15 protein-coding genes are annotated in these 17,748 nt (G+C 71.6%); 10 read left to right on the forward strand and 5 right to left on the reverse strand.

The features are described from left to right. The coding region (locus G3I40_RS23910) for a DUF6214 family protein (protein WP_343245010.1) at positions 1–252 on the reverse strand (252 nt) is incomplete at its 3' end. A gap of 265 nt (positions 253–517) precedes the next feature. On the opposite strand from G3I40_RS23910, the gene G3I40_RS23915 reads away from it, so the two are divergent. Together G3I40_RS23915 and G3I40_RS23920 are read left to right on the forward strand one after the other, a co-directional pair. Further along, complete coding sequence (locus G3I40_RS23915; protein WP_164304168.1) at positions 518–1,867, forward strand: FAD/NAD(P)-binding protein; 1,350 nt, start codon at positions 518–520, stop codon at positions 1,865–1,867. Between the two features lie 111 nt (positions 1,868–1,978). After that, positions 1,979–3,358, forward strand: coding sequence for a nucleobase:cation symporter-2 family protein (locus tag G3I40_RS23920; protein WP_164304169.1), 1,380 nt, complete (start codon positions 1,979–1,981; stop codon positions 3,356–3,358). Here the strand turns inward: G3I40_RS23920 and G3I40_RS23925 are convergent. Beyond that, the gene (locus G3I40_RS23925; protein WP_164304170.1) at positions 3,272–3,652 is read right to left on the reverse strand and encodes a helix-turn-helix transcriptional regulator; all 381 of its coding nucleotides are present in this window, start codon (positions 3,650–3,652) and stop codon (positions 3,272–3,274) included. The genes G3I40_RS23920 and G3I40_RS23925 overlap by 87 nt on opposite strands. 153 nt (positions 3,653–3,805) lie before the next feature. Here G3I40_RS23925 and G3I40_RS23930 point away from each other — a divergent pair, with 153 nt between their 5' ends. After that, positions 3,806–4,888: an NADH:flavin oxidoreductase/NADH oxidase gene (locus tag G3I40_RS23930; RefSeq protein WP_164304171.1), complete on the forward strand. Its 1,083-nt coding sequence runs from the start codon at positions 3,806–3,808 to the stop codon at positions 4,886–4,888. A gap of 25 nt (positions 4,889–4,913) precedes the next feature. Here the strand turns inward: G3I40_RS23930 and G3I40_RS23935 are convergent, their stop codons facing one another. Continuing rightward, entirely contained in the window at positions 4,914–6,137 is a 1,224-nt protein-coding gene (locus G3I40_RS23935; RefSeq protein WP_164304172.1) for a damage-control phosphatase ARMT1 family protein, read from the reverse strand. A 127-nt stretch (positions 6,138–6,264) separates the two neighbouring features. On the opposite strand from G3I40_RS23935, the gene G3I40_RS23940 reads away from it, so the two are divergent. Then, a complete protein-coding gene (locus G3I40_RS23940; protein ID WP_164304173.1) occupies positions 6,265–7,194 on the forward strand; it encodes an alpha/beta hydrolase in 930 nt (309 codons plus the stop codon). Between the two features lie 163 nt (positions 7,195–7,357). Continuing rightward, complete coding sequence (locus G3I40_RS23945; RefSeq protein WP_164304174.1) at positions 7,358–8,188, forward strand: transporter substrate-binding domain-containing protein; 831 nt, start codon at positions 7,358–7,360, stop codon at positions 8,186–8,188. Positions 8,189–8,204: 16 nt separating this feature from the next. Here G3I40_RS23945 and G3I40_RS23950 read toward each other — a convergent pair whose 3' ends face one another. Both G3I40_RS23950 and G3I40_RS23955 read right to left on the reverse strand, forming a co-directional pair. After that, a complete protein-coding gene (locus G3I40_RS23950; protein WP_164304175.1) occupies positions 8,205–9,773 on the reverse strand; it encodes a M81 family metallopeptidase in 1,569 nt (522 codons plus the stop codon). Continuing rightward, on the reverse strand, positions 9,770–10,957 hold the full coding sequence (locus G3I40_RS23955; RefSeq protein WP_164304176.1) for an ROK family transcriptional regulator: 1,188 nt from the start codon (positions 10,955–10,957) through the stop codon (positions 9,770–9,772). Before G3I40_RS23955 ends, G3I40_RS23950 begins: the two co-directional genes overlap by 4 nt. Before the next feature lie 220 nt (positions 10,958–11,177). Here G3I40_RS23955 and G3I40_RS23960 point away from each other — a divergent pair, with 220 nt between their 5' ends. The 5 genes from G3I40_RS23960 to G3I40_RS23980 form a co-directional block, all read left to right on the forward strand. Further along, positions 11,178–13,037 carry a peptide ABC transporter substrate-binding protein gene (locus tag G3I40_RS23960; protein WP_164304177.1) on the forward strand — a complete coding sequence of 620 codons (1,860 nt, stop codon included), beginning with the start codon at positions 11,178–11,180 and terminating at the stop codon, positions 13,035–13,037. Next, the gene (locus tag G3I40_RS23965) at positions 13,034–13,984 is read left to right on the forward strand and encodes an ABC transporter permease (protein ID WP_164304178.1); all 951 of its coding nucleotides are present in this window, start codon (positions 13,034–13,036) and stop codon (positions 13,982–13,984) included. The genes G3I40_RS23960 and G3I40_RS23965 overlap by 4 nt, the downstream gene beginning before the upstream one ends. Beyond that, on the forward strand, positions 13,981–14,892 hold the full coding sequence (locus G3I40_RS23970) for an ABC transporter permease (protein ID WP_203644697.1): 912 nt from the start codon (positions 13,981–13,983) through the stop codon (positions 14,890–14,892). Before G3I40_RS23965 ends, G3I40_RS23970 begins: the two co-directional genes overlap by 4 nt. 13 nt (positions 14,893–14,905) lie before the next feature. Next, the gene (locus tag G3I40_RS23975) at positions 14,906–16,939 is read left to right on the forward strand and encodes an ABC transporter ATP-binding protein (RefSeq protein ID WP_164304179.1); all 2,034 of its coding nucleotides are present in this window, start codon (positions 14,906–14,908) and stop codon (positions 16,937–16,939) included. Between the two features lie 43 nt (positions 16,940–16,982). After that, positions 16,983–17,748 (forward strand): methyltransferase domain-containing protein (locus G3I40_RS23980; protein ID WP_164304180.1); only part of this gene is annotated, 766 nt, incomplete at its 3' end.

The raw sequence follows: 17,748 nt of genomic DNA on the forward strand, positions 1-17,748 counted from the left end.
CCCCTCGGGCTCGGCGGCGGCGCGGGCGGCCCGCCCGTGCTGTTCGGCGACGACCCGGCAGGCGTCCTCGAGCGGCCCCTCGATCCAGTCGGCCAGGCAGGCCAGGCCGTCGAGGGAGAGCGGCGGCTGGGAGCGCACGTCCTCGATGGCCGCGCCGTCCGGGGTGACCGCGGCGAGCACGTCGACGTTCGTGCCGTCGGCGAACGTCAGCCGGACATGGAACCAGGGCGGCAGGAAGTCACCGCTCGGCACATCGCCCCACACTCCTCCCCCCGCACTGCCGTGCCCCTGGACCTCCCATCGAGGCCACACCGAGACAGAACTATTCGGTCGAATTTGATCAGCAACGTCGAGAAATGAACTCTCCATCACATGCGAACGGTAACCCTGTGATCACACATGGTCAGTTCACGGCACGCCGACAGCTCGCCGCCGGTGCTCACGCCCGCTCCCTCCCGGGCGAGGGCGCACGGTGTCATGCTGAGAGACGTCAGCACGCCAGCGGAAGGAGCCGCCCGTGCCGCACATCGCCGTCGTCGGTTCGGGGCCGAGCGGGGTCTACACCGCCCAGAGCCTCCTGCAACAAGCCGGCCTTCCGGACGTCCGCGTCGACGTCCTCGACCGGCTGCCCACCCCGTACGGCCTGGTGCGCTACGGCGTCGCGCCCGACCACGAGAAGATCAAGTCGCTCCAGAACAACCTGCGAGCGGTCCTGCAGGACGAGCGGATCCGGTTCTTCGGCGGCGTGGAGGTCGGCCCCGCGCTGCCCCCGGCGAAGCTGCTCGAGCTGTACCACGCGGTCGTGTACTGCGTCGGCGCGGCGACCGACCGCCGGCTCGACGTGCCCGGCGAGGACCTCCCCGGCAGTTGGTCGGCGACCGACTTCGTGGCCTGGTACAGCGCGCATCCGGACGCCCGCGACGACGGCTACGTACGACAGGTCCGCTCGGCCGTGACGATCGGCATCGGCAACGTGGCGGTCGACGTGACGCGCATGCTGGCGCGCGGCGCCACCGAACTCGCCCCCACCGACATGCCCCAGGCAGCCCTCGGGGTGCTGGCCGGGAGCGAGGTCCGCGACGTGTTCATGGTGGGGCGGCGCGGCCCGACGGGGGCCCGCTTCACCACCAAGGAACTGCGCGAGCTCGGCACCCTTCCCGACACGGAAGTCGTCGTGGACGAAAGGGAGTTGGCGCTCGATCCCGGATACCTCGACGCCACCGCGCTGCCCGCCGTCGTCCGGCGCAACGTGGCCGTGCTGCGCGAATGGGCCGCCCGGCCGCGCACGGGCGCCGGCCGCCGCATCCATCTGCGCTTCTTCCTGCGGCCCGTCGAGATCGTCGAGGGCCACGGGCGGGTCGCGGGAGTGCGCTTCGAACGGACCCGGCCGAACGGCCTCGGCGGGGTGAGCGGCACGGGGACGTACGAGGAGATCGGGGCGCAACTCGTGCTCCGGTCGGTGGGGTACCGCGGAGTGCCGCTCCAGGGGCTGCCGTTCGCCCCGGAGCGCGGGACGGTGCCGCATGCCGCGGGGCGGGTGCTGCGCGGCGGTCTCGTCTCGCCCGGCGAGTACGTCGCCGGGTGGATCAAGCGCGGGCCGACCGGCGTCATCGGCACGAACCGGCCCTGCGCCAAGGAGACGGTGACCTCCCTGGCCGAGGACGCACCCGCACTCGTACACAAGGAGCTCGCGGGGGACCCGCTGGCCGGGCTGATCGCCGCCGGGGTGCGCCCCGTGGAGTGGGACGGGTGGCGGGCCATCGAGCGCGCCGAGGCGGAGCTGGGGCGCTCGCTGGGGCGCGGGTCGGTGAAGATCCCCGACTGGGCGGGCCTGTTGAACGCGGCGCGGGGCGGGCCCGGGGCCTGACACGTCCCGGCAACAACCGCGAAATCAACAAACCGTTCAAGGCGATTACGGTCTCGTGCTGCCGCCACCTCCCCACAGGTCCGCTCGGACTCCCCCGGCCTTGGAGCACGTATGACACACCCTGTCGATCAGGTCCCGCCCGCACGCCAGTTGGCGGCGTTCGGGCTGCAGCACGTCCTCGCGATGTACGCCGGCGCGGTCGCCGTGCCGCTGATCGTGGGCGGGGCGATGAAGCTGTCGCCCGCCGATCTCGCGTATCTGATCACCGCCGATCTGCTCGTCTGCGGTGTCGCGACGCTGATCCAGTGCGTCGGCGTGTGGCGGTTCGGCATCCGGCTGCCGATCGTGCAGGGCTGTACGTTCGCGGCGGTGTCGCCGATGGTGCTGATCGGGACGACGGGCGGCGGACTGCCCGCGATCTACGGGGCGGTGATCGTCGCGGGGCTCGCGATGATGCTGCTCGCACCGGTCTTCGGACGGCTGCTGCGGTTCTTCCCGCCTCTGGTGACCGGCACGGTGATCCTGATCATCGGCCTGTCGCTGCTGCCGACCGCCGGTACCTGGGCGGCGGGCGGCGCCGGCGCGAAGGACTTCGGGGAGCCGAAGAACCTCGCGCTCGCGGCGTTCGTCCTCGCGCTCGTGCTCGGTGTGCAGCGGTTCGCGCCGCCCGCGCTGAGCCGGATCGCCGTGCTCATCGGCATCGTGGCCGGTACGGCCCTCGCGATACCGACGGGCTTCACCGACTTCGGCGCCGTGGGCGACGCGGACTGGGTGGGTATCAGCACGCCGTTCCACTTCGGCGCCCCGCAGTTCCACGGTGCGGCGATCGTCTCGATGCTGATCGTGGCGCTGGTGACGATGACCGAGACGACCGGTGACTTCATCGCCGTCGGCGAGCTGACGGACCGCCCGGTGGACCCGCGCTCGCTCGCCGACGGGCTGCGCGCGGACGGCTTCTCGACGGTGCTCGGCGGCGTGTTCAACACCTTCCCGTACACGGCGTTCGCGCAGAACGTCGGCCTGGTCGGCATGACGAAGGTGCGCAGTCGCTGGGTCGTCGCCGTGGCGGGCGGCATCCTCGTGCTGCTCGGCCTGCTGCCGAAGCTGGGCGCGGTGATCGCCGCGATCCCCTCGCCGGTGCTGGGCGGCGCGGGCCTGGTGATGTTCGGGACGGTGGCGGCGAGCGGCCTCAGGACCCTGTCCAAGGTGGAGTTCGAGGGCAACGGGAATCTGACAGTGGTGGCCGTGTCCGTGGCGATCGGCGTGCTGCCGGTGGGCGTGCCGACGCTCTATGCGAAGTTCCCCGACTGGTTCCAGACGGTGATGGACAGCGGGATCAGCGCGGGGTGTCTCACCGCGATCGCCCTGAACCTGCTCTTCAACCACCTTCCGCGGAAGGCGGGTTCAGCTCCCGTCGGCGGCGAGCCGGTCGCCCTGCCGGGCAGCCGCGTCGAGCACGCTGTCGAGCAGCCCGGGAAACAGGGCGTCTAGGTCCGCCCTGCGCAGCCCGTTCAGCTTCGCCGTGCCGCGGTAGACCTGCTCGATCACCCCGCTCTCGCGCAGCACCCGGAAGTGGTGCGTGGACGTCGACTTGGTGACGGGCAGGTCGAAGTGCGAACAGGAGAAGCCCTGCGCGTCGGGATCCGCGGCGGTCGCCATCTCGCGCACGACCGCGAGCCGCAGCGGATCGGCCAGCGCGTGCAGCACCGCTTCGAGGCGGATCTCGGCCCGTTCGGGGTGCGCGAGCGTGCGGCTGCCGGTGGTGTGCGCGGCGGCGGTCGTCATGGCGGCTCCCCTTGCGTCTGGCGGTGTGTCGGTCGGGACTGCGGGCGTCGCGACGGGTTTGATTGTACGAGACTCTTCGTAGTTTGACATTCCCCGTACTACGATGTCTATCGTACGAGGCACGCATCTGAGCCCGTACGAATGGAGTCCGCCGTGAGCGCGCTGTTCGATCCCTACACCCTGCGGTCGCTGACTGTCGCGAACCGCGTGTGGATGCCGCCGATGTGCCAGTACAGCGCGGCCCCCGAGGGCCCGCTGACCGGTGCCCCCACGGACTGGCACTTCCAGCACTACGGCGCGCGGGCCGCGGGCGGCACGGGACTGATCATCGTCGAGGCGACGGGCGTCAGCCCCGAGGGCCGGATCTCGCCGTACGACCTGGGGATCTGGAACGACACGCAGGTGGAGGCCTTCCGCCGCATCACGGCGTTCTTCAAGTCGCAGGGCACCGTGCCCGGCATCCAGCTCGGCCACGCGGGGCGCAAGGCCAGCACGGACCGCCCCTGGCGGGGCGGCGCGCCGGTCGGCCCCGAGGCGCACGGGTGGCAGGCGGTCGCTCCCAGCCCGATCCCCTTCGACGAGCGCCACGCGGTGCCGACCGAGCTCACCGTCGAGGGGATCAAGGAGATCGTCCAGCAGTTCGCGGACGCCGCGCGGCGCGCCCTGGACGCCGGGTTCGAGGTCGCCGAGATCCACGGCGCCCACGGCTACCTCGTCGGCCAGTTCCTCTCCCCGCACTCCAACAAGCGCACCGACGCGTACGGCGGCTCCTACGAGAACCGCACGCGCTTCGCCCTTGAGGTCACGGACGCCGTGCGCGCCGTCTGGCCCGACGAACTCCCGTTGTTCTTCCGCATCTCCGCCACCGACTGGCTGGAGGGCGAGGCCGGCTGGAGCGCCGACGACACCGTCCGCTTCGCCGCCGAGCTTCAGGCGCACGGCGTCGACCTGATCGACGTGTCGACCGGCGGCAACGCATCGGGCGTGCGCATCCCGGTCGGGCCCGGCTACCAGGTCCCGTTCGCGGCGCGCGTCCGCAACGAGGCCGGGGTGCCGGCCGCGGCCGTCGGCCTCATCACCGACCCGCAGCAGGCCGAGAAGATCGTCGTGGACGGCGAGGCCGACGCGGTGCTGCTCGGCCGTGAGCTGCTGCGCGACCCCTCGTTCGCCCGGCACGCGGCACGGGAACTCGGCGCCGACGTGCACGTGCCGGAGCAGTACCACCGCTCCGTCTGACCGCCGCCGGGAGCCGCCTCCCGGATCAGCCCTTCCCTTCGCCTCCACGGGTCGCCGCCTGGATCAGGGCGTGGGTGCCGCCGGTACGCCACTTCTGCCCGTGTTCCGCCACCAGCGCCGCCTCCGTCGGCGCGTCCAGGCCGACGACGACATCGGACTTCAGGGTGCGCAGTGCGGCGACCGGACCGGGGAAGTAGGCGGTGCGATCGGCGAACGGGCTGGTCGGCGGCCACAGTCGGTCGCCGACCAGTCGGCGGTAGTTGAGGTCGCCCTTGAACACGGTCACGGTGGCCTCGGCGAACTCGGAGGGCAGGTCGTCGGGCATGTCCGCGTACGGCAGGGGCGCGCAGGAGAAGGCATGGGCCCGGATCCCGAGACGCCCGTCGCCCATGGCCGCCCACAGACGCGCGCCGACCTCGGCCGCGGCGCCGCGTGCCCTGCGCAGGCGGCGCAGGCAGTCGATCACGTCGGTGGGGAGGGCGTCGGAGACGTAGTACGGATACGGCTTGACGTGCAGGACGACGCGCCCGGCGTGCCCGTGGCGCAGGAGGTGGTCGATGAGGACGAGGTCGGGCAGGAGTTCGCGACCGGCGTTGTCCGCGACCAGGCACAGGGTGGCCGGGGCGCCGGGCGCGAGCAGCGACCAGAGCAGCGCCGAGTCGTCGGCGACGAGGCGTGCGTCGGCCGTGGCCTCTCCGGCTCCGTCCCCGCCCTCGCCCTCGTCCCCGGCCATGCGGAAGCCGAGGTCGGCGCGGTTGCCCCAGAGCGAGCCCAGCAGCAGTGCCTGCGCCTGGTCCTCGGCCAGCAGCGGCGCGAGCCGGTCGAGGGCGGCGAGCTCGGCGTCGGCCTCGTCGGTGTGCAGTTCCGCCTCCTTGAACGGGCGGAACGGGTCGATGCCCTGCCAGGGCCCGGGGCGGAAGTAGTCGACGGCTTCGAGGAGTTGGCGGTAGAAGTAGCTCTCCGCCCAGAGGAACGGCGCCGCGAACCACGATGCGCCGAAGTGGTCGCGGCCCCAGATCCGCCACTGTGCGGCGTCGTGCGCGTCGGCGGGGAGCGGTTCGATGACTCCGTGGGTGATCCGCTCCGCCAGGGCGTCGAGCGCGCGGTGCTGCTCGGGCCCGTACGGGAAGGCGTCGCGCACCTTCCGCAGGAGGGCCGGGTGCCGCTCGGCGAGCACGCCCCGGGCGAAGGATCCGCGGTCGTTGCTGTGGATGACGGGTGCGTCGGCGGCTTCGTCGTCGAGGTGCATGGCTTCCAGGTCCTCCGGGCTTCGTACGTGGTCCGGTGCGCGGCTGCGAAGGTCAGTGTCGCAACTGTCCGCGTTCCCGATCGCCCGCGCACTGGTGAAGTCCCGCGCGTGGCGGGACGCTGGTGCGATGCCGAGTGGTCCGGGTCCGCGCGCCGTCGCCTTCAGCAACGCGTCCGTGCACCTGGCCGGTGCGCTGACGGTCCCCGCGGGAGGTACGGCGTGTCCCGGCGTCGTCATGGTCGGGGGGTCCGGCCCTGCGGACCGCACCAACGACGGGTACTTCTCGCTGATCGGCCGGCACTTCGCGGACGCCGGGTGCGCCGTGCTGTCCTACGACAAGCGGGGCGTCGGCGCGTCGTCCGGCGACTGGCGCGACGCGACCCTGGACGATCTGGCGGCCGACGCGGGTGCCGCGCTGGACTTCCTGCGCGCACGGCCCGGAGTTCGTGCGGAGGCCGTCGGGCTGTTCGGGCACAGCGAGGGCGGCTGGGTCGTACTGCGCGCCGCCGCCACCGCCCGGGACCGCCTGCCCTGGGTGATCACCAACAGCTGCCCGGGCATGACTCCCCAAGCGCAGGACCGCTTCGCACTGGCCAACACCCTGCGGCGGCGGCACTTTGCGCAGCAGGACGTCGACGACTCCCTGGCGCTGTTCGACCGGCTGGCGGAGGCGGGCCGCCGGGACGCCGACTTCGGCGAGGCGACGCGCCTCGTCGCGTCCGCCGGAGCAGCGGTCTCGTTGGCCGACTACTGGGCCGGTGTGGACGAGCGCCTCTGGGAGTTCCTCAAGCGCAAGCAGGACCACGATCCCGTTCCCGACGCGCTGCGCCTGCGCTGCCCGCACCTGGCGGTCTACGGGGGCGCCGACCCGCTGGTCCCCGTCGCCGAGAGCGTCCGCCTGTTCACGGCAGCGGCCTGTCATCCGGGTCGTGCCCCCCGGGCGCCGCTGACCGTCGAGGTGTTCCCCGGCGCCGACCACCGCATCCGCACGGACGGCGGCACCCGCCCGGCACCGGGTCATCTCGGCGTTCTGACCCGGTGGGTCACGTGCCGGTAGCCCTGTCGGTGCCGTTCGGCCGGTAGCGCGTGAATGTGGACGCGTTCACCGGAGTCGACCCGTTCTTGAGCCGTGGACACCGCCTTCACCGGCGCGAACTCTTCTGCCAGGGTGATGCCCGAGTGATCACTTCACTCCACAACCACCCTGCTGAGGAGCCGAGATGAGCCGCAGCGCGTCCAAGAAGCGTGCCGCCACCCTGTCCGCACTGGTCTGCCTGCTGGCCCTGACCGCCGCCGCGCCCGCGGCGCCGACGGCCGCCCACCGCCCCGCGCAGAAGCCGCAGGCCAGCCTGCTCGACTCCGTGCCCAAGGCCGGGGTGCTGCGCGTGTGCACGACGGGCGACTACCGGCCGTTCACGTACAAGGACCCGAAGGACGGCTCGTACAGCGGCGTCGACGTCGACATGGCGCGCGACCTCGCGAAGAGCCTCGACGCCGAGGCCCGCTTCGTGGACACCACATGGGCCGACCTGGTGCCGGACGTGTCGGGCGGCAGGTGCGACATCGCCGTCGGCGGTGTCTCCGTCACGCTGCCGCGCGCCCGGCAGGTGTACTTCAGCGAGCCGACCCGCGAGGACGGCAAGACGCCGATCGTGCGCTGTGCGGACAAGGACAAGTACCAGACGTTGGAGGACATCGACCAGGCCGGCACCGACGTGGTGGTCAACCCCGGTGGCACGAACGAGCAGTTCGCCCGCGCGAACATCAAGAAGGCCACCCTCACTGTCCACCCGGACAACACCACGGTCTTCGACGAGATCGTGGCGGGCCGGGCGGACGTGATGATGACCGACGCGAGCGAGACGCTCTACCAGGCGAAGCTCCACCCCGAGTTGTGCTCGGTCCACCCCGACAAGCCGTTCACGTTCTCGGAGAAGGCGTACGCGACGCCGCGCGGCGACCGCGACTTCCAGGAGTACGTGACCCAGTTCGTGCACCTCGCGACGCACGACGGCACGTACGCCACGTACGAGGCGCAGTGGATGAGTTGAGCCCCGAGGAGAACCGCTAGAGAAGGACGGGCGTGAGGTCGGGGGCCTCGCCGGACTCGTACGCGTCCTCGTCGAAGGGGTACAGCGGGCGCTCGACGCGGTGGTGGCCCAGGCGCAGGAGGTCCTGATCGACGCCGCCGGGGGTGAGGGCGAGCAGCCAGTCGGCGGCCATGTCGTACAGCTCGGGCTCCAGGTAGCCGATCTTGACGACGACCAGGTCGTACGTGCGCGGGTCGATGCCGAGGCCTCCCTCGGCCGGGCCCGTGAAGTCCGCGAGGGTGTGGAACGGCTTGCGGCGCTCGACGAGGACGACGGTGAGGCCGCCGACGCGGACGGCCGCCATGTCGACGCCGCGGTCGTAGGCGCCGCCCTCGGCACGGTCCTTCTGGTCGGCGGCGCGCTGCAACGCCTCGACGGTGCCGGTGAGTTCGTAGGGCCCGCCGTGGTTGCCGTCCACCTTCCCACCGACACTGAGCGTCACCTCGGCGCCGATGCCGGCCTCGAAGCAGGCGGCGACGGCGACGGGGTCGGTGATGCCCGGGTGGACGGCCGTGACCTTGCCGGAGCGGATCGCGTCGTGCGCGAGGAGCTTGCCCAGCATGTACGCGAGGTCGCCCGCGCCGCCCGCCGTCGGGTTGTCGCCGGAGTCGCTGATGAGGAACGGCCGCTTGTCGGAGGCCACGGCCTTGTCGATGCACTCCTCGGCGCTGCCGGTCGGGCCGACGAAGACGAAGTCCTTGCGGGCGTCCCAGTAGCGGCGGGCCAGCAACTCCGCCTCCCGGGCGGCGCGTTCGGCGTCCTCGCCGGTGACGACGATGGCGGCCTTGCAGCGCGGCTCGTCGGCCCAGGCGTAGCCGACCCACATCGCGGCGTCGAGGATGCCGTCCTTCTTCTCGATGTCGGCGAGCGAGGCGTAGAGCGACTTGGCGGGTTCGAGGCGGGTGCTGGTCTTCTCGCCGGGGAGCAGGACCGGGACCTGGACCCAGGCGCGGTGCGGGCGGACGCCCTCGCGCAGGCAGTGCACGAGGTTGCGGGCGGCGCGCTCCCGGGTGTCCCAGGCGTCCTCGTGCGGAGCGAGCCGGTGGGCGGTGAGCAGGTCGATCGGCTCGGCGAAGCGGCGCGAGACGTTGCCGTGCAGGTCCATGGCCGTGGAGATCATGGGGCGGCCCGTGCCGTCCGGGGTGCCGTTGTGGTCGAGGGCCGCGCGCACGGCCTCGGTCAGGTCGCCCTCGGCGTCGGTGAGGCCGATGACGCTCATGGCGCCGTGGATGTCGTAGACGAGACCGTCGAGCGGGCCCGCCTCGCGTATGCGGGTGACGAGTTCGTTCTTCAGGATCAGGTACGACTCGGCCTCGACGGGGCCGCCGGGCAGCGACGTGGCGTGCAGCAGCGGCACCCACTCGACGAGGGCGTCGAGGTCGCCGCCGGGCCGCGTCCACGTGTAGCGGTCGAGGAGGTCCTGTCCGCGGGTCTGCCGGAAGTCGTCGGTGGTGGAGCGGTGCGGACAGAACGTGGACGACTCGATGCCGATGCCGCCGATGCCGATGCGCAGGCGGCGGCCGGGGACCGGGGTGGTGCGGGTCATGCGGGGGCGCTCTCTTCCTGGGGTGCGGAGGTGGCGTGGACGAGGTTCTGGTGCAGGGCCGTCAGGCCGGCGCCGAGCAGGCCCGCGTCGGGCCCCGCGCTGGTGGTGGTGATCTCCAGGTCCGCGGTGGCGAGCGGCAGGCAGCGCTCGTAGAGGACTCCGCGGACGGCCGCGACGAGGGGTTCGGCGGTGGCGAGGACACCGCCGAGGGCGACGGCCTGCGGGTTGAAGAAGTTCACGACGACCGACAGGACGGTGCCGATGTGGCGTCCCGCGGTACGTACGAGGGTGGTGGCGACGGGGTCGCCGTCGGCGACGAGCCGCAACAGCTCTCCGGTGTCCGCCACCTCGACGCCCTGCGCGGCGAGTTCGCGGATGAGGGCGGCGCCGCTGGCGACGGTCTCCAGGCAGCCGATGTTGCCGCAGGAGCACGGCCGCTCGCCGGCCGCCTCGACGCGCACGTGACTGATGTCGCCCGCGCTGCCGGTCGCACCGTCGTGCGGGCGACCCGCGACGATCACCCCGCTGCCGATGCCGCGGCCCGCCTTGACGACGACCATGTGGTCGAGGTCGGGCCGGGTCGTGCGGTGCTCGCCGACGGCCATCATCGTGGCGTCGTTGGCGACGGTGACGGGCATGCCGAGCCGTTCGGCAAGGACGTCGCGCAGCGGGAAGCGGTGCCAGCCCGGCATCCGCGAGGGGCTCAGGACGCGGCCGTCGGCGGGGGCGACGGGCCCGGGGAAGGCCACGCCGAGCGCCCGTACGGTACGTCCCGCCGCACGCTGTACGTCCGCCATGCGGGCCACTTGCGCGCACAGCCAGTCGACGGCCGAATCCGGACCCGCGGTGATGTCGTGCGGCAGGTCCAGGGCGTCGTGGACCGTACCGCCGAGGTCGACGGCGCCCAGCCGGGCGTGGTGGCTGCCGAGGTCCGCGGCGAGCGCGACGCCGCCGTGCGCCGTGACCCGCAGCAGCCGGGGCCGGCGTCCGCCGCGCGAGGCACCCTCGCCGGATTCGGTGAGCACCCCGGCCGTGACGAGTTCCTGCACGCGCAGCGACACCGTGGAGGGGGCGAGCCCCAACTCCCGTACGAGATCGGCCCGGGAGGAGGCCGCTCCGGACGAGACGAGCCGGAGTATGTGCTGCGCCGAGCCCGGCTCTGCGTCGTGCGCTGTGTCGGACATGCCGCCCCCGGTCACTTGCTTCGATGCGTTCGGAAAGTTAGTTCGATAGCAGGCCGAACAGTAACCGGACTCGAAGCAAGTTGACCAGACCCTCCCGCCTTTCACCTGCTTTCCGAATGAACCTATTGACTTGATTCGAACAGTCGCCTTAGCGTTCGGGCGCCGCCCTGTCGATCCGTGGCACGGGGCAGGCTCCTGTCCCTCTTGGAGGCCCTTCGGCATGCGTTCCCTCAGGTCAACGGCGTCCGCCGGGCTCGCCCTCGTGGCGGTACTCGTGGCGCTCACCGGCTGCACGCGCGAGGGCGGCCGCATCGCGATGGCGCCCACCGGCGGCACTCCCGTCGCGGGCGGCACGGCCACGATGGCACTGCCGCCCGCGGCCACCCCGAACTGGATCTTCCCGATCGGGGCGCCGGGCTACGGAGCCTCCTACAACTACGCGATCCAGACGCTCCTCTACATGCCGGTGTACGACGCCGTGCAGGAGAAGGGCGAGCTGACCACGCACGGACCGAGCACGCTCGGACTGGAGCCGCGGTACAGCGACGGCAACCGGACCGTCACGGTGCCGCTGCGCCAGGGCGTGAAGTGGTCCGACGGAACGCGGGTGACCGCGCGCGACCTGGAGTTCTGGTTCAACCTGGTCAAGGCGAACAAGGCCGACTGGGGCAGCTACTCGGTCGGCACGATGCCGGACAACGTCAAGAAGTTCGAGGTCGTCGACGACCACACGGTGCGGCTGCGCCTCGATCGCTCGTACAACCCGGACTGGTTCACGGCGAACCAGCTCACCCTCATGCGGGCCCTGCCGCAGCACGCCTGGGACGCGACGCAGGACGGCGGGAAGGTCGGCGACGCGGACCGCACGCCGAAGGGCGCCAAGGCGGTCTTCGCGCGGCTCACGCAGCACGCCAAGAGCCTCGGCTCGTACGGCAGCGACCCGCTCTGGCAGACCGTCAACGGCCCCTGGAAACTCGCTGGTTGGCGCGACACCGGGCAGGTCACCATCGTCCCGAACGAGAAGTACACGGGCCCGAAGTCCGAGCGGCCGCACCTCGACAAGGTGGTCTTCAAACCGTTCACGACCGCCGACTCCGAGTACAACGTGCTGCGGTCGGGCGGGGTCGACTACGGGTACATCCCGCCGTCGGTGATGGCGCAGAAGGAGAAGTTCCAGGACAAGGGCTACCGCGTGGACCCGTGGGAGGGCTGGGCGGCGACCTACATCGTCTACAACTTCCGGTCCACGCACGCGGGCCCGGCGATGAACCAGCTCTACGTCCGGCAGGCGATGCAGCACCTCGTCGACCAGAACGCGATGAGCAAGGTCATCTGGCAGGGCAGCGCCACCCCGACGCTCGGCCCGGTGCCGGTCACGCCGAAGAGCCAGTACCTGTCACAGAAGATGGCGCACAACCCGTACCCCTTCTCCGTCGCGAAGGCGAAGTCGCTCCTGTCCGCGCACGGTTGGAGGACCGAGGACGGCGTCGCGCGCTGCCTGCGTCCCGGCACCGGTGCCGACGAGTGCGGCAAGGGGATCGGGAAGAACGACCCGCTGGAACTGACGCTGCTGTCGCAGTCCGGTTCGACCGAGACGACGAACATGATGCAGGAGCTCAAGTCGTCGCTCAGCAAGGCCGGCATCGACCTGACCGTGCGCCAGCAGCCGCTGAACTCCGTGCTCGGCAACTCCGTCCCCTGCAAGGCGAAGGACGCCGGCTGCGACTGGGACATGTCGTTCTTCGGCACCGCGGGCAGCTGGTACTACCCGCTCAACCCGAGCGGCGAGCAGCTCTTCTCGACCGGCGCCTCCGCCAACTTCGGCAACTACAGCGACAAGAAGGCCGACCGGATCATCCGGGCCGTGCAGTACTCCCCCGACATGAAGGCGGTCCACGAGTACGGCGAGTACCTCGCCCAACAGCTGCCGGTGATGTGGATGCCGAACCCGGCCTACCAAGTCTCCGTCATCCGTAACGACTTGCGGGGCATCGAGCAGAACCCGACGGTGACCTTCGCCCCGCAGCACTGGTACTACGTCAAGAACTCCAAGAACGTGAAGAAGGAGGCCGCGAAGTGACCGGCTTTCTGGTCAAGCGTTTCCTCCAGGCGCTCGTCGTCCTGTTCCTCGTCTCGATCATCGTCTTCACCCTGCTGCACCTGCTGCCCGGAGGGCCGGCCCGCGCGATCCTCGGACCCAAGGGCACTCCGCAGCAGATCGAGCACTTCAACCACCAGCAGGGGTACGACCGTTCGCTGCCGACGCAGTACCTGATGTACCTCAAGCGGCTGTTCACGGGGGACCTCGGCGACTCGTACAAGCTGAACTCACCCGTCTTCGAACTGCTCAAGCAGCGCCTGCCCAAGACGCTGCTCCTCACCCTCCTGTCCACGGTGCTCGCGGTCGTCATCGCGGTCCCGCTCGGGCTGCTGCAGGCGGTGCGGCGCGGCAAGGCGTCCGACTACGCGCTCACGGGCCTCGCCTTCCTGCTGTACGCGACGCCGGTCTTCTTCCTCGGCCTCATCATGATCATCCTGTTCGCGCAGGTGCTGCCGATCTTCCCTGCGGAGGCGCCGCAGGGCGAGACGATCGGCCAACTCCTCGGCGACTTCACGGGGTTGGTCCTGCCGGTGGTGACGATGGCGTTCGGCATCGTGGCCATGTTCAGCCGCTACATGCGCTCGGCGGTCCTCGACAACCTCACCGAGGAGTACGTGCGCACGGCCATGGCCAAGGGCCAGTCGCACCGCCGGATCATGGTCAAGCACGTGCTGCGCAACGCCCTGATCCCGCTCGCGACTCTGCTCGGGCTGTACCTGCCGACCCTGTTCAGCGGCGCGCTCGTCGTCGAGTCGATGTTCAACTACCCGGGAATGGGCCTGCTGTTCTGGAACGCCGCGCAGGGCTCGGACTTCCCCGTGCTGCTCGGTGTGACCCTCGTCGTCGGCATCGCGACCGTCCTCGGCTCGCTGCTCACCGACATCCTGTACGCCGTCCTCGACCCCCGGATCCGGAGTGTGGCATGACGTCCGCTGTGTCCCCCGCAATACCCGGAACCGACGACGAGGCGGCGGCCGCGCAGGCCACGCCCTCGCTGGCCCGGCGCACCCTGCGCGTGTTCACCGGCAACAAGCTGGCCCTGAGCGGTGTCGTGCTGCTCGTGCTGCTGCTGGCCTTCTGCTACCTGGGCCCGCTGGTGCACCCCACCGAGCAGGTCCACACGAACCTCTCCCAGGCCAACCTGTCGCCGGGCGCGGCCGGGCATCTGCTCGGCACCACCGACCTCGGCTACGACATGGTCGGCCGACTGATGGTCGCCGGGCAGACCTCCCTGGAGATCGGCCTGGCGGCCGGGCTGCTGGCGACCCTGTTCGGGACGGTGTACGGCGCCGTGGCCGGCTACTTCGGCGGCTGGGTGGACGCCGCGATGATGCGCGTCACCGACGCGGCCCTCGCCATCCCGGCGATGTTCCTGCTCGTGGTCGTCGCCGCGATCATCACGCCCAGCAAGGGCGTCCTGATCCTCATCATCGCGGGCGTCGCCTGGCTCTCCCCCGCCCGGCTGGTGCGCGGCGAGGCGCTGTCGCTGCGCAACCGCGAGTACGTGCAGGCCATGCGGATGATGGGCGGCGGCGGCGCGCGGGCCGTCTTCAAGCACATCGTGCCGAACGCCATCGGCACGGTCATCGTCAACTGCACGTTCCAGATCGCCGACGCCATCCTCTACGTCAGCTATCTCGCCTTCCTCGGCCTGTCCATCCCGCCGCCGTCCGCCGACTGGGGCTCGATGCTGTCGGCCGGCATCACCTACACGCAGAACGGCTACTGGTGGCTGATCTTCCCGCCGGGCATCGCGATCGTGCTGGTCGTCGCCGCGTTCAACTTCATCGGCGACGGGCTGCGGGACGCGTTCGAAGTACGGCTGCGGAAGTAACGGAGACCCCAAGATGACCGAGCCCCTGCTCAGGATCGACGACCTGCGGGTCGACATCGCCTCGCGTGAACGCACCGTGCACGCCCTCGACGGCATCTCGCTCGACCTCGCGCCCGGCGAGGCGCTCGGCGTGGTCGGGGAGTCCGGCTGCGGCAAGACCATGACGGCGCTCAGCGTCCTCGGCCTGCTGCCGCCCGGCGGCACCGTGACCGGTGGCCGCATCCTCTTCGACGGGCACGACCTGGCCGCCGCGCCCGCGCCCGTCCTGCAGGACGTCCGTGGCAACACCATCGGCATGGTCTTCCAGGACCCGCTGACCTCCCTCAACCCGACGATGACGATCGGCGCGCAGGTCGCGGAGCCGCTCCTGCTGCACCGCGGGGTGTCGAGGAAGCAGGCCTGGGCGCGGGCCGAGGAGACGCTGGGCCTGGTCGGCATGCCGCAGCCGGCCGAGCGGATGAAGGCGTACCCGCACCAGCTGTCCGGCGGCATGCGCCAGCGCGTCGCGATCGCCATGGCCCTGGCCTGCGAACCGAAGCTGCTCATCGCGGACGAGCCGACGACCGCTCTGGACGTGACGACGCAGCACCAGATCCTGGAGCTCATCGACGATCTGCGTGCCCGGCTCGGCATGGCGATGATCCTGGTCACGCACGACCTCGGCGTCATCGCGAACCGTGTCGACAAGGTGGCCGTGATGTACGCGGGCAAGGTCGCCGAACAGGCCGATGTCCGCGGCCTGTTCGCGCGCCCGCGCCACCGCTACACCGAGGCGCTGTTCGCGGCGCTGCCCGAGCGCGCCGCCGACCACCACACCGCGCTGCACACCATCGCAGGACTGCCGCCGAGCCTGACGGTGCGCCCGACGGGCTGCCGCTTCGCGCCGCGCTGCCTGTTCGCGACGGACGAGTGCCGCACCGAGGAGCCGGTACTGACGGACGACGACGCGCAGGGCGTCGGGCACCGGTTCGCGTGCTTCCACCCGGTGCCCGACGCGCGGGAGGCGGCGCAGGACGAGGTGGTGACGCCCGCGCCGGTCCCGGCGCAGGAGACCGCGCCCGGTGACGTCCTGCTCGAACTCGACGACCTGGTCAAGGAGTTCCCCCTCAAGGGCGGACCGTTCTCCCGCAGCAGGGGGACCGTCAGTGCCGTCGGCGGGGTGTCCCTGAGCGTGCGCAAGGGCGAGACGTTCGGCATGGTCGGCGAGTCCGGCTGCGGCAAGACGACGCTGGGACGCATCGTGGCGGGTCTGGAGGAGCCGACGGGCGGGGCCGTCCGATTCGAGGGCCGCGACCGCGCGGAGCTCTCCCGTGCCGACCGCCGGGCGCACCGCAGGCGCGTCCAGCTGATGTTCCAGGACTCGACGGCGGCGATGGACCCGCGCATGCGGGTCGGCGAGATCCTGCGCGAACCCCTCGTCATCCAGGGCGTCGGCAACCGCGCCGAGCAGGAGAAGCTGATCGGCGAACTCCTCGACGCGGTCGGGCTGCCGCGCGGCGCCGTGCACCGCTATCCGCACGAGTTCTCCGGCGGCCAGCGCCAACGCCTCGGCCTGGCAAGGGCGTTGACGCTCTCCCCGGAGCTGGTGGTGGCGGACGAACCTGTCTCGGCGCTCGACGTCTCGGTGCAGGCGCAGATCCTCAACCTCATGCGGGAACTGCAGCGCGAGCGCGGACTCACGTACCTGTTCATCTCGCACGACCTGGCCGTCGTCCGCTACCTCGCCGACACGGTCGGTGTCATGTACCTCGGCAAGCTGGTGGAGGTGGGCCCGGCCGAGCAGGTCTACGCACGTCCGTTGCACCCCTACACGCGGGGCCTGCTCGACACGGTGAACGTCCCGGACCCCGAGGCGACCCCCTCGGGTACGCCGCTGACGGGCGAGACCCCGTCGGCCGCGCGGCCCCCGTCGGGCTGCCGCTTCCGCACGCGGTGCCCGATCGCCCAGGACCTCTGCGCGACGACCGCCCCGCCGGTGTCCGCACCGGACTCACCCGAGCACCAGGTGGCCTGCCACTTCCCGCTGGGGGTCGCGGTACCCGCGTAAATGCCTTGGCCCGGGCGGCGGGGGCGTCACTACCGTCGCCCGCATGACGCACGAGAACCCGCTCGCCTACGCGCTCGGCCTCGAAGGCATCGCCCTCATGCGGGCGTTCACCGGAGAACACGGCCGGGCGTTCGTGGCGGAACGCATCGAGGAGGTCCGCCGGCTCGTCGAGGACACCTCGCTCGCGGAGGCGGCGGTGGACGTGGCGCGGATCGACACCGTCGAGGGGTACGGGCTCTGGTCGGCGACGTACGACAGCCCCAACACGGCGTTCGGTTACGAGGAACCGTTCCTCGCCGAGGTCACGGGCGCGCCCGCGCCGGATGCGGTAGCGCTCGACGCGGCCTGCGGCACCGGGCGGGTGGCCGCGTTCCTCGCCGGGCGCGGCCATCGGGTCGTGGGCGTGGACAGCTCCCCCGCGATGCTGGCGCGGGCCCGGCGCCGGGTCCCCGAGGGCGACTTCCGCCTCGGCGATCTGCGGGAACTGCCGCTGGACGACGCCTCCGTCGACCTGGTGGCCTGCTCCCTGGCCCTGACCCACGTGCCCGAACTCGCCCCGGTCCTCGCCGAGTTCGCGCGGGTCCTGCGACCGGGCGGGCAGATCGTCGTCGCGGACGTCCACCCCGATCAGGTGGCCCGCGGCGTGGTCCCGCCGGTGCGCCGCGCCGACGGCAGCCCGGCCCGGCTCGCCTCCTACGCCCACCGCACGGGTGACTACCTGCGGGCCGCCCTGGCAGCGGGCCTGGAAGTGTGCCGCTGCGAGGAGCCGACCCCGACCGCTCCCGGGCCCTTGGGGCCGCCCGCCCCGC

Source organism: Streptomyces sp. SID14478 (assembly GCF_010548525.1).
In the GTDB taxonomy this organism is placed as follows: domain Bacteria; phylum Actinomycetota; class Actinomycetes; order Streptomycetales; family Streptomycetaceae; genus Streptomyces.

Excerpts from the sequence above, each read along its gene's own strand:
- G3I40_RS23940 (WP_164304173.1), top strand. The coding sequence starts at position 6,265 with ATGCCGAGTGGTCCGGGTCCGCGCGCCGTCGCCTTCAGCAACGCGTCC.
- G3I40_RS23935 (WP_164304172.1), bottom strand. The coding sequence starts at position 6,137 with ATGCACCTCGACGACGAAGCCGCCGACGCACCCGTCATCCACAGCAAC.
- G3I40_RS23925 (WP_164304170.1), bottom strand. The coding sequence starts at position 3,652 with ATGACGACCGCCGCCGCGCACACCACCGGCAGCCGCACGCTCGCGCAC.
- G3I40_RS23945 (WP_164304174.1), top strand. The coding sequence starts at position 7,358 with ATGAGCCGCAGCGCGTCCAAGAAGCGTGCCGCCACCCTGTCCGCACTG.
- G3I40_RS23920 (WP_164304169.1), top strand. The coding sequence starts at position 1,979 with ATGACACACCCTGTCGATCAGGTCCCGCCCGCACGCCAGTTGGCGGCG.
- G3I40_RS23975 (WP_164304179.1), top strand. The coding sequence starts at position 14,906 with ATGACCGAGCCCCTGCTCAGGATCGACGACCTGCGGGTCGACATCGCC.
- G3I40_RS23960 (WP_164304177.1), top strand. The coding sequence starts at position 11,178 with ATGCGTTCCCTCAGGTCAACGGCGTCCGCCGGGCTCGCCCTCGTGGCG.
- G3I40_RS23950 (WP_164304175.1), bottom strand. The coding sequence starts at position 9,773 with ATGACCCGCACCACCCCGGTCCCCGGCCGCCGCCTGCGCATCGGCATC.
- G3I40_RS23955 (WP_164304176.1), bottom strand. The coding sequence starts at position 10,957 with ATGTCCGACACAGCGCACGACGCAGAGCCGGGCTCGGCGCAGCACATA.
- G3I40_RS23970 (WP_203644697.1), top strand. The coding sequence starts at position 13,981 with ATGACGTCCGCTGTGTCCCCCGCAATACCCGGAACCGACGACGAGGCG.